Annotated in this window: 15 protein-coding genes; 9 read left to right on the forward strand and 6 right to left on the reverse strand. The window is 64.5% G+C overall.

Features of this window, described 5'->3' with window-relative positions; all coding sequences use genetic code 11:
- Positions 1–15: 15 nt before the first annotated feature.
- Positions 16–1,290, reverse strand: coding sequence for a cytochrome P450 (locus AB431_RS09340; RefSeq protein WP_047329682.1), 1,275 nt, complete (start codon positions 1,288–1,290; stop codon positions 16–18).
- Between the two features lie 151 nt (positions 1,291–1,441).
- Positions 1,442–2,734 carry a sensor histidine kinase KdpD gene (locus AB431_RS09345; protein ID WP_235435865.1) on the reverse strand — a complete coding sequence of 431 codons (1,293 nt, stop codon included), beginning with the start codon at positions 2,732–2,734 and terminating at the stop codon, positions 1,442–1,444.
- A 36-nt stretch (positions 2,735–2,770) separates the two neighbouring features.
- On the opposite strand from AB431_RS09345, the gene AB431_RS09350 reads away from it, so the two are divergent.
- Entirely contained in the window at positions 2,771–3,457 is a 687-nt protein-coding gene (locus AB431_RS09350) for a response regulator transcription factor (protein ID WP_200902709.1), read from the forward strand.
- Here AB431_RS09350 and AB431_RS09355 read toward each other — a convergent pair.
- Positions 3,450–3,641: a ferredoxin gene (locus tag AB431_RS09355; protein WP_047329684.1), complete on the reverse strand. Its 192-nt coding sequence runs from the start codon at positions 3,639–3,641 to the stop codon at positions 3,450–3,452. The genes AB431_RS09350 and AB431_RS09355 overlap by 8 nt on opposite strands.
- Before the next feature lie 168 nt (positions 3,642–3,809).
- Between AB431_RS09355 and AB431_RS09360 the strand changes: the two genes are divergently transcribed.
- A complete protein-coding gene (locus tag AB431_RS09360; RefSeq protein WP_047329685.1) occupies positions 3,810–4,067 on the forward strand; it encodes a DUF3297 family protein in 258 nt (85 codons plus the stop codon).
- A gap of 48 nt (positions 4,068–4,115) precedes the next feature.
- Here the strand turns inward: AB431_RS09360 and ctaD are convergent, their stop codons facing one another.
- Positions 4,116–5,858 (reverse strand): cytochrome c oxidase subunit I, encoded by a 1,743-nt coding sequence (gene ctaD, locus AB431_RS09365; RefSeq protein ID WP_047329686.1) that lies wholly within the window; start codon positions 5,856–5,858, stop codon positions 4,116–4,118.
- 420 nt (positions 5,859–6,278) lie between these two features.
- On the opposite strand from ctaD, the gene AB431_RS29500 reads away from it, so the two are divergent.
- Entirely contained in the window at positions 6,279–7,046 is a 768-nt protein-coding gene (locus AB431_RS29500; protein WP_144418227.1) for a hypothetical protein, read from the forward strand.
- Between the two features lie 27 nt (positions 7,047–7,073).
- On the opposite strand, the gene AB431_RS09375 is transcribed toward AB431_RS29500, so the two are convergent.
- Positions 7,074–7,535, reverse strand: coding sequence for a hypothetical protein (locus tag AB431_RS09375; RefSeq protein ID WP_235435866.1), 462 nt, complete (start codon positions 7,533–7,535; stop codon positions 7,074–7,076).
- 214 nt (positions 7,536–7,749) lie between these two features.
- Here AB431_RS09375 and AB431_RS09380 point away from each other — a divergent pair, with 214 nt between their 5' ends.
- From AB431_RS09380 to AB431_RS09395, 4 genes are all read left to right on the forward strand, one after another.
- A complete protein-coding gene (locus tag AB431_RS09380; RefSeq protein WP_047329687.1) occupies positions 7,750–8,493 on the forward strand; it encodes a DUF305 domain-containing protein in 744 nt (247 codons plus the stop codon).
- Positions 8,494–8,703: 210 nt separating this feature from the next.
- The gene (locus tag AB431_RS09385) at positions 8,704–10,260 is read left to right on the forward strand and encodes a multicopper oxidase family protein (RefSeq protein WP_047329688.1); all 1,557 of its coding nucleotides are present in this window, start codon (positions 8,704–8,706) and stop codon (positions 10,258–10,260) included.
- Between the two features lie 52 nt (positions 10,261–10,312).
- The gene (locus AB431_RS09390; RefSeq protein WP_047329689.1) at positions 10,313–10,582 is read left to right on the forward strand and encodes an SHOCT domain-containing protein; all 270 of its coding nucleotides are present in this window, start codon (positions 10,313–10,315) and stop codon (positions 10,580–10,582) included.
- A gap of 62 nt (positions 10,583–10,644) precedes the next feature.
- A complete protein-coding gene (locus AB431_RS09395) occupies positions 10,645–11,118 on the forward strand; it encodes a pyridoxamine 5'-phosphate oxidase family protein (RefSeq protein ID WP_235435867.1) in 474 nt (157 codons plus the stop codon).
- A gap of 48 nt (positions 11,119–11,166) precedes the next feature.
- On the opposite strand, the gene AB431_RS09400 is transcribed toward AB431_RS09395, so the two are convergent.
- Complete coding sequence (locus AB431_RS09400) at positions 11,167–12,156, reverse strand: YncE family protein (RefSeq protein ID WP_369803004.1); 990 nt, start codon at positions 12,154–12,156, stop codon at positions 11,167–11,169.
- Positions 12,157–12,404: 248 nt separating this feature from the next.
- Here AB431_RS09400 and AB431_RS09405 point away from each other — a divergent pair, with 248 nt between their 5' ends.
- Positions 12,405–12,806, forward strand: a complete 402-nt coding sequence (locus AB431_RS09405) for a metalloregulator ArsR/SmtB family transcription factor (protein WP_047329691.1) — start codon at positions 12,405–12,407, stop codon at positions 12,804–12,806.
- Positions 12,803–13,858, forward strand: a complete 1,056-nt coding sequence (locus tag AB431_RS09410; RefSeq protein WP_047329692.1) for a cation diffusion facilitator family transporter — start codon at positions 12,803–12,805, stop codon at positions 13,856–13,858. The genes AB431_RS09405 and AB431_RS09410 overlap by 4 nt, the downstream gene beginning before the upstream one ends.
- Positions 13,859–13,873: the final 15 nt, after the last annotated feature.

Genomic DNA, 13,873 nt, shown 5'->3' on the forward strand with positions numbered 1-13,873 from the left:
ATATCTCCTTGTAATTCAGTGCCTTTCGGGAGTCCATGTCGCCGGCAAGCTGTTGATGCCGTTGATGAAGTTCGCGATCTGGAACTCGGGTGCAGGCGCCGAGATGTCCGGGATGCGGGTGTAGACCTCGGTCAGCAGTGAGCGCAGCATCGTGCGGGCCAGCGCGGCGCCCAGGCAGAAGTGCGGTCCGCCGCCGCCGAAGGCGATGTGCGGGTTCGGGTTTCGCAGGATGTCGAAGGTGAACGGGTCGGCGAAGACGTCCTCGTCGCGGTTGCCGGAGATGTACCAGAGCACGACTTTGTCGCCGGCCTTGATCTCCGAGCCGCGCACGGTGACGTCCTGGGTTGCGGTGCGGCGCATGTGCAGCAGCGGCGACGACCAGCGCAACACCTCCTCGACGGCGGTGTCGATTCGACCTTCGATGTCCTCGATGAGCAGCGCCTTCTGATTGGGGAATCGGGAGAAGGTGTAGATGGCCTGGGCCGAGGCGTGCCGGGTGGTGTCGTTGGAGGCGACGGCGAGGAGGACGAAGAATGCCTTCAGCTCGTCGTCGGTCATCTTCTTGCCGTCGAACTCGGCCTGCACCATCCAGGTCAGCAGGTCCTCGCCGGGGTTGGCTCGGCGCTGGGGGATCAACTCGGCGGCCACCGCGTGCAGGTCCATGACCGCGCCCATGAACAGTTCCAGCTCGCTCTGGTCGCCGCGGACTCGCGGGTCCGTCCATCCAAGCAGTCGCTGGGCGGCGTTGGTCGCCCTATCTCGGATCTCTCCTTCGGGCAGCCCGAAGAAGCTGCCGAAGATGCGGGCGGGCAGTTTCACCGACACAAGTTCGACAAAGTCGCCCTCGCCGAGGTGGGACATCTCGGTGACCAAGTCACGCGCGTGGCCGCGAATCCATCCTTCGAGCCGACGCATGTTTTTGGGCTTGAATGCGTCCATGGTGATGCCGCGCAACTGGGCGTGCCGCGGTGCGTCCATGGCAATGAACGACTGTGCGATCTCGATCGCCTCGGGCGCGAAATCCTCCATGGTGATCCCTTGGGCGGAGGAGAAGATCTCGGGATGGCGGCTGGCCATCCGGATGTCTTCTTGCTTGGTCAGCGACCAGAAGCCCTTCGTGTTGAGTTCCGGTGGCAGCAGGTCGGATTCGGCCGGCCGGCTCCACGGGACGGGGTTCTCCTTGCGCAGGACGGCGAAGGCCTGATCCCGTTCGTCGGGATGTTGTGTCCAGAACGACCGGGCGCTCAGGTCGATGTCACCGTGGGTGGTGGCAGGCAGGGCTGTGGTCATGGCTGTCCTTCCAGTCAGCGCGCCTGGACAGCGCTGACTGTGGTGCGCGTCACTGTGGCGTTCGGACCCATGGTGGTCGTCGATGGCTCGGCACGGCACAGCCGTGCGTGCCACTTACTGGCCTGTGCGGGCCAGTATCAGGACGCCGCGGTCACCCGACCGGCACGCGGAAGGTTGCCACCAAGCCACCGCCGTCGCGTGCGGAGAAATCGACCCGTCCGCCCATCGCCTCGACGATCTGCTGCACGATCCACAGACCGAGACCGGCAGTTCCTCGTTGGCCGCCTGCGCTGACGTACTTCGCGGTCAGTTCGCCAAGGCTCTCGGCTGGGATGCCAGGGCCTCGATCCAGCACCGCGACGACGAGTTCGTGGCCTTGACGGCCGCAGGTGACATCGACCGGTTCGCCCCTGCCGTGCCGGGAGGCGTTCTCGATCAGATTCGTCAGTACCCGGCGCAGTCCCTGCGCATTCACGAGTACGGCCCCGACGTCTCCGCTCACTGTGAGTCGCATCCGCGGTGGTGCCACACCCGCCGCGTCGGCGGTGGCGGTGATCAGGTCGGCAACGTCGACGCGGCGCACACGGCCGTCGGAAAATGTAGGCCGCCGACTCAATGCCACGTCCGACAAGGCGTCGAGCATGTCGCTGAGATGGTGCACATGACGGTCCGCCAGCTGCAGGCTGACCTCCCGGTCGGACTCCGACATCGGGCGCTCCGAAGTCAGCGCCTCGGTGAGAGCCTCCAAGGAGGCGATCGGGGTACGGAATTCGTGGACCAGCACTTGTAGTCCGTCCTGCTGCGATTCGTACGACCTCAGCAGTCGGGTCCTGAGGTCGCGTTCCTCCTCGGCGGCCGCATGCTCGGCTTCGGCTTCCACCAACGCACGTATGCGAGATCGGTGTTCGCGTTCGGCGAGCGCCGAGAGTCCCGCGGTGATGATCGCCACGAATACCAGAAACACCGCCGACCAGCTCGCCTGTAGCGCAGGGGAGATGCTGACCGGTGTTCGCGGGGATAGGAGCATCGCGATGGGAACGAGTGCGGCACCCAAAAGCACAGCCACCACCAGCGTTTCGGTGAATGACAGGCGGGCGGCCGAGGCGACGATGACGAGCACGAGAACCGACACGACCGGGCTGTACACGCCGCCGGTCAAACTGATGATCGCGAGTGTGAACACCGCGTCGAATACGGTGACCAGCCACGAATGGCGGGTGCGCCGCACCTCCCATTGCGGATTGGCCAGCATCACGGCGGCGTACGCCATCGCCGCCGTGAGGACGGCAAACGTGACCGGAGCATGCTGGCGCACCCAGGCCGGGGCGATCAGCAGTACGACGCCGATGGACAGCACGACCACCGTCCGCACCGCCACCACGATGCGGGCCAGGCTGTAGTCGTCCCGTTCTGCCATACCGGTGACGCGATCGAGCGGTCTCACCCCGCTGACCATAGGGTTCCCACTAGCATCGCGGCAATGAGCGCCAACGCCGGCGGAAAGAAGATCGTCGTCGTGATCGTCGATGACCACGAGCTCTTCTCGCAGGGCCTGGCGTTGCTGCTGACCCGCGAATGGGGTGAGTTGTTCGCCGTCGGGGGCCAGACCACATATGTGGAGGAGGCCGCCGATCTGGTGGCGAGCTGCGATGCCGATGTCGCGATCATCGATCTGTCCATGCCGCCGCTGGGCGGGGTTGCCGCAATCCGCCACATCAAGACTCGCCACCCCAAGACCCGGATACTCGCGCTGTCCGGCACCGAGGATCTGGGGCTGGCCGAGGAGGCGCTGCGTGCCGGTGCCGATGGGTTCCTGCCCAAGACCGCACGGCCCGAGGCACTGGCAGGCCCGCTGTGGACGATCGCCGAAGGCGTTTGCGTACTGGACAGAGCCCTGCTCGGCGCCTTGCTGAGCAACACCCGCAAGCCGTCGCCGGTGCTGCTGGACAGCCTCAGCGCGCAAGACCTTCGGTTGTGGACGCTGTTGGCGACCGGGATGGAGACCGTCGACATCGCGGCGCGGATGCTCGTGTCAGAGCGTACGGCCAAACGCATGGTTGCAGCGCTGCTGCACAAGCTCGGTGTCACGAGCCGGATTGCGGCCGCGGCGATGGCCGGCCGCTTCGGTCTGCTCGACGACCTGGCTGATGCCGACGGGCTCAGTTGACGTGGATCGCCAGTGCGGGACACATCGCGGCCGCTCGTAGCGCCCGCTCCCGCTCGGACTCGGGCGGATCGGCGTTGAGCACGACGATCTGCTCGGCGCCGTCAGGCAGGTCGAACAGCTCGGGTGCGGCCATCAGGCACTGCCCGTGGCCTTCACACAGGTTGTAATCGACGGTGATATGCATGATCGCAGTATCGGCGGCGATCGCAGCGCAGCAGTCGGACCGCAAGAGCCAGATATGGCCTGCATGGGCCAAGTCGCCAAGCCCTACGCGCAACCCGCTACTGCAGGGTCGCGTAGGTTCTTAGGGAATCAAAACCGAGAACCAGCGCAGCATCCAACGAAAGCCAACATGTCCGAGGACGAGATCACAGACGTTCCACCGAATCACCTCTCCATCGATCCGCGCAGCCCCTTCTACGACGAAGAAGTGCTCCGTCGCGACGTGGGTATCCGCTTCAACGGCGTCGAGAAAACCAACGTTCACGAATACGACGTGGCCGAGGGTTGGGTGCGTGTTGAAGTCCCCACCGCGAAGGATCGCCGCGGCAATCCGATGGTCGTCAAGCTCAGTGGCACGGTCGAACCTTATTTCCGCGTAGCGGAGTAGCGCTGCGGGTTACCGGCCGACTGTTAGTCCGCGGCCGCGTGAAACTCGTTAGGTGCGGACGTTCTCGTCGAGCCGCGTCACGTCGGCGCCGGCGGGACCGTGAGCGCGGCCTACGTGAGACTCTGTGCGTATCCGCTCGATCATGTGTGGGTAGTGCAGCTCGAACGCCGGGCGCTCCGAACGGATCCGGGGCAGCTCGGTGAAGTTGTGCCGCGGCGGCGGGCACGAGGTGGCCCACTCCAGCGAGTTGCCGTGGCCCCACGGATCGTCGACGGTGACGACCTCGCCATAGCGCCAACTGCGAAACACGTTCCATACGAACGGCAGCATCGAGATGCCGAGGATGAACGCGCCGACGGTGGAGATCACGTTCAGCGTGGTGAACCCGTCGGTCGGCAGATAGTCGGCGTAGCGACGCGGCATACCCGCGTTGCCCAGCCAGTGCTGCACCAAGAACGTGATGTGGAAACCGATGAAGGTCAACCAGAAGTGCAGCTTGCCCAGGCGCTCGTCGAGCAGTCGTCCGGTCATCTTCGGGAACCAGAAGTAGATCCCGGCGAAGGTCGCGAACACGATCACGCCGAACAGCACGTAGTGGAAATGGGCGACGACGAAATACGTGTCGCTGACGTGGAAGTCGAGCGGCGGGCTGGCCAGCAGCACACCGGACAGACCACCCAACAGGAACGTCACCAGGAAGCCCATCGAGAACAGCATCGGCGTCTCGAACGTCAGCCGACCCCGCCACATCGTGCCGAGCCAGTTGAAGAACTTGATGCCGGTGGGCACTGCGATCAGGAACGTCATGAACGAGAAGAACGGCAGCAGAACGGCTCCGGTGACGTACATGTGGTGGGCCCACACCGCCACCGACAGCGCTGCGATGCTGATCGTGGCGTAGACCAGGGTGGTGTAACCGAAGATCGGCTTGCGGGAGAACACCGGCAGAATCTCCGAGACGATCCCGAAGAACGGCAGCGCCAGCACGTAGACCTCGGGGTGCCCAAAGAACCAGAACAGATGCTGGAACAGCGTGATCCCACCGTTGGCGGGGTCATAGATGTGCGCACCGAGGCGCCGATCGGCAGCCAGGCCGAACAGCGCCGCCGTCAGCAGCGGGAAGATGATGAGCACCAGGATCGACGTGACGAAGATGTTCCAGGTGAAGATCGGCATCCGGAACATCGTCATGCCGGGGGCGCGCATGCAGACCACCGTGGTGATCATGTTGACGGCACCGAGAATGGTGCCCAGACCACCGACGGCGACGCCCAGGATCCACAGGTCGGCACCGGCGCCCGGGCTGTGCATGGCATCCGACAGCGGGACGTAGACAGTCCAGCCGAAGTCAGCCGCACCGCCCGGCGTGATAAACCCACCAAGAGCAATCAGAGCCCCGAAGACGAACAGCCAGAACGACAGCGCGTTCAGCCGCGGGAAGGCGACGTCGGGGGCACCGATCTGCAGCGGCAGCACCAGGTTGGCGAAGCCGAACACGATCGGCGTCGCATAGAACAGCAGCATCGCGGTGCCGTGCATGGTGAACAACTGGTTGTACTGCTCATTCGACAGGAACTGCAGGCCCGGCACGGCCAATTCGGCGCGAATGAACAACGCCATCAAGCCACCGATGAAAAAGAAGCTGAAACAGGCGACGCAATACATGATGCCGATCAGCTTGTGATCGGTGGTCGTAACGAGCTTGTAGATCAGATTGCCCTTGGGGCCGGTACGGGCCGGAAAGGGACGGCTGGCCTCGAGTGTTCGCAGTTGAGGTGCTTCAGCTGTCATGACCTGCTCCGAACTCGGGCAGTGGTGTGGACTTTGTCCCTGTCACGGAATCCGCAGGAGCTGTGTGTGCTTCGTCGATGTCGTGGTCGATCACGCAGGCCTCCAATCGCTTTCGACGTCACCCGTGAGTCGATGCCGTCAGTGCCTGACCCTGCACTCCACGTCCACGACCTACCAGGGAACAAGGTCACCGATCAAATAGGACCGAGTCACTACAATTCGGGCCTTGGCCTGGTGGATCAGTCGAGTTTGACGGGCAGCTGAATAGCGAGCGCCCTCGACTACTGGCGCCGCTGCCCCCGGCAGTGAGCCTCGATAGGCGTTGATCGAATCGGCATCGATCGCTATGTGGCCGATCTGGCACCCGAACGTTATGGATTGCTGCTCGCCGGGGTCGGCGTTCAATGTCAGTGTCAATGCGTGGCATCCCAGAAGACAGCCAAGACCCATAGCCAGCTAGCAGCTCGGTGCGGCGCGGTGGCGTCGATCGGGGCAGCGGTCATCCACTTCGCTGTAACGCCGATGCACTGGCAAGACTGGATGCCGTCCGGGCTGTTCTTCGCATCGATCGCGGTGTTCCAGCTGCTCTGGGGATTCCTCGTGTGGTCACGACCGACGGCGTTGCTACTCATCGCCGGCGTCCTCGGCAATGCCGGTTCGGCCGCGTTGTGGGTGATGTCACGAACCGCAGGTGCGCCTATTGGCCCCAACGCCGGTGAGCCGGAGGCCGTGGAGGCGGCCGGCATCTGTGTGCTCTTGCTTCAGTGCTACGTCGTCATGGGTGCCGGGTGGGCGTTGTCTCGACGTTATCGCACCGACGAAGTTTCGGGGTGGGGGCGGGCTCTGGTGTTGTTGGGCGCCAACACCGTTATGGCCGGCGCAGTCACGGTCGGCCTGGCGTCGACCCTCCAAGGCCACCACCATCACCATGGTGCCGAAGCCGAGGCCGGACAGGAGCCGGCTCACACCACGCACATGGAAGGGCATCCGCACCATGCGGACCCCACGGTTCCGCCCGGTGGCGGACCGACCCAACCCTCGCCTGCAGCGGTGCCGGGCGAGCCGGGGCGACCGGTGACGGACATGAAGCTGAATACTCACAGTGATCAACCCAGTACCGACCCGCCTCGATCGGCTCCCACACCGGGGCCCGAGGCCGACGGTCACCAGCATCATCACGACGACTGAGATCGCGACAACGGCAAGGGCCGGCGCTCAGTGGTCGTGCTCGAAGAGCACCAGCGTGTGCACCAGCGAGCCATCGACGAAGTAGGCCCGGCAGTCGAAGTGGTCTTGGAGTGTGGAGCCGACTTCGGTGGGCGCATTCACCACACCCGAGACGTTCAAGACGGTGATACGTGATCTGTCGACACCCTTGAGGGACTCTTCCAGCGTCAGGGAGAATTGGTCTCGCCCGTCGGCGTCAAGGCTGGTCGCTTCGGTGCGGACGTCGGAAAGACGGGCCGTGGATGCGGACACCAATCGCTTGAGTACCTCTGCCTGGCAGCGATCCTGTGCTGACTGCTCAGCTGTAGGGCGGGTGTCGCTCGATCTCCACGGCGGCAGTGCGCCTGTGGAGATGGCGACGGCGACGACCGCCGCGCCTACCAGGACGAGAACGGCCGTCACCACGAGTCGGCTCCGGTTCCCGTGGTGATCACCGAGGATGCGTTTCACGATCTCCTACCGACAACCCTTGTGCTCCTAGGGCCCTGTGCGTTCTCCACGAGATATGCCCGGCGCCGTCTCGATCGAAGCGTGCAACTGCTCGCCGAAGGCTAGCGAACCGAACTTCTTCATCGAATCTTCACAGAACCACTAGGTCACCCCTATCCAATCCCGGGACGCTCGAAGGCGGATCGAGATGCCGGACCGATGAAAGGGATGCGCTGTGAGTAGGACAAAGATCGTGGTGACCGGAGTGGCTGCGCTGGCCGCGGTGGCCACCATCGGCGCGTGTAGCAACTCAGCCAACAACCAGGCATCATCGACGGCGCCGTCGTCCGCCCAGAGTTCTCCGGCGGCGCCGGCAGCCGCGCACAACCAGGCCGACATGATGTTCGCCCGGATGATGATTCCTCATCATCAGCAGGCTATTCAGATGAGCGACATGATCTTCGCCAAGCAGGGCATCGACCCCCGTGTCATCGACCTGGCCAAGCAGATCAAGGCCGCGCAGGGTCCGGAGATCGACCAGATGCAGGGTTGGTTGAACCAATGGGGCATGCCCGGGATGAACGGCATGCCCGGCATGAACGGTATGCCGGGCAACGCGCCGTCCGATCATGGCAACATGCACGGCTCCGACACCGCTACGGCATCACCCACGAGCACCGCGACCATGCCCATGCCCAGCGGTTCGATGATGCCGGGCATGCCGGGTATGGATGACATGCCCGGTATGGACGGGATGATGTCGCCGGCTGATATGCAGGCACTGCAAACAGCCCAGGGCGTCGAGGCCAGCAAGTTGTACCTCACTCAGATGATCAAGCACCATCAGGGCGCAATCACGATGGCGCAGAACGAGATCAAGAACGGCCAATACGCCGACGCCGTTGCGCTGGCCAAGTCGATCGCGACCAGCCAGCAGAAGGAAATCGACACCATGAACCAGATCCTGAGCAGCCTGTAGGAATCCACGAGGCCGGCGCGCACCCCCGTGGTCCGGCATGACGGGTGAGCACTCGATGCCGCGGAGGGGCATTCGGCGCCTCTGGGGACGTCGTCCACCGATGTCGCTGAGGCGCGGTCGGAACTTGAGGGAAACTTCACAGAACCAACACCAAACCCCTGTGGGCCCAGCGCAGTCTAAGAGGTGAGACTTCGGAAGACGGGATTGGTGATGCCTCGCAAGCCATTTGCCGCCGCACCCATGACACGGCGCGGCTTTCTCGCGGCCGGCGTCCTCGGTGGCGCCGCGTTGGTGGCGTGTAGTCGTTCCACCCGTCCCGGTGCGCCGAGTGGCACCACCGCGGCCGACGCGATCGCCGAGGCCGAGGCGGGCCGCCCGCATAGCGGCAAGACGGTCACTGCGCGCTTGGCGCCGGGGACGGCCGACATCGACCTCGGCGGGACCAAGGCGCGCACCCTGACCTACAACAAAGTGCTTCCCGGGCCGCTGATCCGGGCCAATGTCGGTGACGAGATAGCGGTCACGGTCGACAACGGACTCGACCACCCGACATCAGTGCACTGGCACGGCATCGTCTTGCGCAACGATATGGACGGTGCCGCGCCGGCCAGCCCCGACATCGCGCCCGGTTCCAGCTTCACCTACCGGTTCAGCTCTCCGTATCCGGGAACCTACTGGGCCCACCCGCACGCCGGCATGGACACCGACTACGGCCTGTACGTGCCGGTCATCATCGATGACCCCACCGACCCCGGCCGTTACGACGCCGAGTGGGTCGTGATCCTCGACGACTGGACCTCCGGCGTGGGAACCAGCCCCGACGAGATCTACAGGGGCCTACGCTCGATGAGCGGGCGCGGTGGCTCCATGCCCGGGATGCCCGGCATGGGCCAGATGCCCGGGATGCCAGGTATGGGCCAGATGCCCGCAACGCCGGGCGTGGGCGGGGCAGGGCCCAGCGATCTGCTCGGCGGCGACGGTGGCGACGTGAGCTACCCGTACTACATCATCAACGGGCGCATCCCTGCCGCGGCGACGGCGTTCAGTGCAAAGCCGGGACAGCGCATCCGAATTCGCATCATCAACGCCGCCGCTGACACTGCGTTCCGGGTCGCCCTGGCCGGGCACCGCATGACGGTCACCCATACTGACGGCTTCCCGGTGGTGCCCACCGACGTCGATGCCATCCTGCTGGGCATGGGGGAGCGCTACGACGTGATTGTGACGGCCGCCGACGGTGTGTTCCCGCTCGTGGCCTCCGCGGAAGGGAAGGATGCCGTCGCGCGCGCCCTGCTCACTACGGGAGCCGGCAGCCCGCCGGACTCCGCGTTCCGGCCGCGGGAACTCGCCGGTCGCGTCGGCACCGTCGACACCTTCACTGCCACACCGCAAGTCCAGCTCCCGACCCGTAGCGATGTCGACCTTCAGGCCCGCCTGTCGGGCACGATGATGCACTACAACTGGCTGATCAACGGCCAACCCTACGACCACACGGTCCCGCTGACCATCCATCAGGGTCAGCACGCCACCTTGACCTTCACCAACGCAACCATGATGTGGCATCCGATGCACCTGCATGGACACACCTTCCAGGTCGTCAAACCCGACGGCAGCGCGGGCCCGCGCAAAGACACCCTCATCGTCAAACCGATGCAAACGGTGGCTGTCAAGCTCGTCGCGGACAATCCTGGAATCTGGATGTTGCACTGCCACAACGGCTATCACATGGAGGCCGGCATGATGACCACCCTCGACTACACCGGCTGAGACCGCTCAGCCCACAAACGTGGAAGACAACGAGAGGAAAGGAGCAGGTCCCATGATGTTCTGGTCCGACCACGACATGAGCGGATGGGGGTACGCGGGCATGGCAATCGGGATGGTTCTGTTTTGGATCCTGATCATCGTCGCCATCATCGCACTGGTGCGCTTCAGCACGGGTGGTGCGCAGACTCCTACCGTTCTTCAGCCACCGCCATACCCCGAGTCACCAGAGCAGCTTCTTGCTGCCCGGTTCGCGCGCGGCGACATCGAAGAAGCCGAATACCAACAGCGCCTGGCTGTGTTGCGTGGCGGCACACCCCGCTGACGCCCGCAGAGAGATAGGGCGTTTGACTAATGACGGGGGCACACCTGACCTACGCAGCAGTGATGCGCGAGATCCGACGACAACATTTCGCGGTACTCGCCACCAGCGACGCGGCCGGCCGGCCGGCGTCCGCCGGCATAACCTACGGCGTCTCCAATTCAGGCACCACCATGTATCTGATGACCCGCCGTCATCTGCAGAAGGCCCGCAACATCGTTGCGAATCCACGAGTCTCGCTCGTCGTACCCACGCCTCGGCGGCTGTTGTGGTTCGTTCCTCCCGCCACCATGCAACTCACCGGACACGCCCGGGTGATCGACTGGACGGACCAGGAAGGAACCCGCATCTTCTCTGAGTTCTGGCTGGGGAGACGTATTTTGGATAGTTACCGCAGTCTTCATGTGCGCGGAGAGAGTCGCATCGCGTTTCTGCGTATCGAGCTCGAACCGGTGATCCACACCTACATGGTGGGCACGTCGGTGTGGCGGGTGCGCACCAATATGGAAGCCGGCGCATCAACCGTCATCAGGTCATAGCGACAAGCAATTGCATCTGGCTCCAGTCCCTTCAAGGCGGCCCATCGTCTAGCCGGGTGGGAAGACGAGCAGCGCGGGGTGTCCGTCGCGACCGGCCGGGACGGGGTAATAGCTGCGGTGGGTATCGGGGTCGACGGCCACGACGTGGGCACCGTCGGCGAGGAACGCCGAATTGGTGACGGTCAGGTCGCGGCCGTGCAAGTCCAAGGTGCTCACCGTGCCGCTTTCGGCCGCCACGTAAAGCCGGTGGGCGCCCGGGTCGTAGGCCAGCACGTCGGGGTCCTGGCCGACCGGGTTGGTTGCGGTCACCGCGTGCGTGTTCAGGTCGACGGTGACCAGAGTGGCGTTCTCATCGCAGGCGATGAATGCCAGTCGGTCACCGGTATCGATCGCCAGGCCGTGGGGGTGCGCGCAGCCAGGCAAGGCCACTCGATCGGTGATTGTCAGTGCGGCGGGGTCGATGATGGCCAGATCGTTGGTGCCCTGCACGGCCACCAGCATGCGGTCACTGTCGGAGTCGTAGCCCACGTTGCCGACCTGGCCACCCGCTTCGACCGTCCCGCGCTGGTGTAGGTCGGCGGCATCGAAAACCGTCTCCGTGCCTCCGGTTTCGTTCGTGGTCCAGATGGTGTTGCGCCGTGGATCGTAGGCAAGTCCGTCGGGGTATTCGCCGGTTGCCGCTGATGCGGCGATCTGACCGGTGGCCTCGTCGATCGCAACGACGTGATTGTCCCCGGTCGCGGTGGCGTAAACCCGGTTCAGCGATGGCACCGTGAGCACACCATGCACCCGGCTGATGTTGGGGATGGTGCGGACCACCTGCTGGTGGTCGACGTCGACTTCGATGACTTCACCGGCTCCCAGATGAGCGATGAACAACAGCCGATGAATGGGATCCAGGCTGGCGTAGTCGAAGCGTGAATTATCCCCCGGCAGAGGTATTTCGGCCGCGGGCTGCTGTGTGGGTGTGCGGGCGGGGGGATGGTGCGGAGCCGACGTCAGGCTGCAGGCCGCGACCGCCAGCGCGGCAATGATCACTGATGTCCTGCGGCACCCTCCACGCCGCCAAGCCATCATTCGACTGCGCTCCCAGCCCTGCGCTTGCGCCACAACGTGATTCGCGGAGTCTTCGACTACCGGGGTAACCGATGACTCAGCACTGCCCATTGGTCGGCATGTGGAGTCCGACCTGCACACCTTTCATGGAACCACGTCTGCACCCGCTCGGCGAAGAGGGCACAGGAATGTCACAGGCAGCACCTTGCTGCATGGACTATTATTTACGTATGAATGCAGATAACGTTTCTCCGGCGCCGTTGGAGGAGGACCAGGCGAACCTCATTGTCGAGGTATTCCGAATGCTGGCCGACGCGACCCGCATTCAAGTCCTGTGGGCACTTACTTCGGATGAGCTCTCGGTCAACGAGCTCGCCGACCGGGTCGGCAAGCCCGCGCCCTCGGTGTCCCAGCACCTGGCCAAGCTACGAATGGCCCGACTGGTCCGCACCCGCAGAGCGGGCACCACGATCTTCTACAGCCTGGAGAATGAACACGTACGCCAACTCGTCGTCGATGCCGTTTGCAATGCGGAGCACGCCGGACCGGGGGTGCCCTCCCACCATCGAGGAGAGCCGACCGTCCGAGGCATCGCCACCGACGTCCGGCAGCGAAAGGCCAATCAGCGATGACCGATCACGACCGCTCGAGCCACCCGGATTCCCACCGTCACGACCATCACGAGGGCCTGCGCGGTGTGATCACCGGGATCTTCGCCCCGCATTCCCACGATGCGGCCGACAGCCTCGACAATGCACTGGAGTCCAGCGCAGCGGGGATCCGCGCCGTCAAGATCAGTCTGCTGGTCCTGAGCATCACCGCGATCGCGCAGATCGTCATCGTCGTCGTCTCCGGATCGGTCGCCCTGGCCGCCGACACCATCCACAACTTCTCCGATGCACTGACCGCTGTACCGCTGTGGATTGCCTTCGCGCTCAGCACCAAAGCGGCCACCAGGCGTTACACCTACGGCTTCGGGCGCGCCGAGGATCTGGCCGGGCTGTTTGTGGTTGCCATGATCACCATGTCGGCCGTCGTCGCCGGCTACGAAGCCATCACGCGGCTCATCCACCCACAGCCCATCACACACGTCGGTTGGGTCGCCCTGGCCGGCCTGGTCGGCTTCATCGGCAACGAATGGGTGGCCCTCTACCGGATACGGGCCGGCCGGCGTATCGGATCGGCAGCCCTGGTCGCAGACGGATTGCACGCCCGTACTGACGGATTCACCTCGCTGGCCGTCCTGTTCGCCGCAGCCGGTGTGGCACTGGGCTTCCCGCTGGCCGACCCCATCATCGGGTTGATCATCACCGTGGCCATCCTGGCCGTGCTGCGCACTGCTGTGCGTGACGTGTTCCGTCGCCTCCTCGACGGCGTCGACCCCGAAATGATCGACACCGCCGAAGCCACCCTGGGCACTCGGCCCGGGGTTCGGTCAGTACGCAGCGTGCGCATGCGCTGGATCGGACACCGCCTCCACGCCGACGCCGAACTCGACATCGATCCCGCACTGAGCCTGGCCGAGGCCCATCGGATCGCCCACGATGCCGAGCACGACCTCATTCACGCCGTGCCCAAACTGATCACTGCCATGATCCATGCCTACCCCGCCGACGACGGGAACCCCGCCGAACAGCACCGTCAGAGCGCGGAAGCGATCACGCCTCCGCCCCGGGAGAGTTGAGAAGCCTGCTTGCGG

The organism is Mycobacterium sp. EPa45 (assembly GCF_001021385.1).
Classification (GTDB): domain Bacteria; phylum Actinomycetota; class Actinomycetes; order Mycobacteriales; family Mycobacteriaceae; genus Mycobacterium.

Bases quoted from the DNA above. Each gene is read 5' to 3' on its own strand.
- AB431_RS09385 (WP_047329688.1), top strand. From the start codon at position 8,704: ATGCCTCGCAAGCCATTTGCCGCCGCACCCATGACACGGCGCGGCTTT.
- AB431_RS09390 (WP_047329689.1), top strand. From the start codon at position 10,313: ATGATGTTCTGGTCCGACCACGACATGAGCGGATGGGGGTACGCGGGC.
- AB431_RS09360 (WP_047329685.1), top strand. From the start codon at position 3,810: ATGTCCGAGGACGAGATCACAGACGTTCCACCGAATCACCTCTCCATC.
- AB431_RS09410 (WP_047329692.1), top strand. From the start codon at position 12,803: ATGACCGATCACGACCGCTCGAGCCACCCGGATTCCCACCGTCACGAC.
- AB431_RS09405 (WP_047329691.1), top strand. From the start codon at position 12,405: ATGAATGCAGATAACGTTTCTCCGGCGCCGTTGGAGGAGGACCAGGCG.
- AB431_RS09340 (WP_047329682.1), bottom strand. From the start codon at position 1,290: ATGACCACAGCCCTGCCTGCCACCACCCACGGTGACATCGACCTGAGC.
- ctaD (WP_047329686.1), bottom strand. From the start codon at position 5,858: ATGACAGCTGAAGCACCTCAACTGCGAACACTCGAGGCCAGCCGTCCC.
- AB431_RS09355 (WP_047329684.1), bottom strand. From the start codon at position 3,641: ATGCATATCACCGTCGATTACAACCTGTGTGAAGGCCACGGGCAGTGC.
- AB431_RS09350 (WP_200902709.1), top strand. From the start codon at position 2,771: ATGAGCGCCAACGCCGGCGGAAAGAAGATCGTCGTCGTGATCGTCGAT.
- AB431_RS09395 (WP_235435867.1), top strand. From the start codon at position 10,645: ATGCGCGAGATCCGACGACAACATTTCGCGGTACTCGCCACCAGCGAC.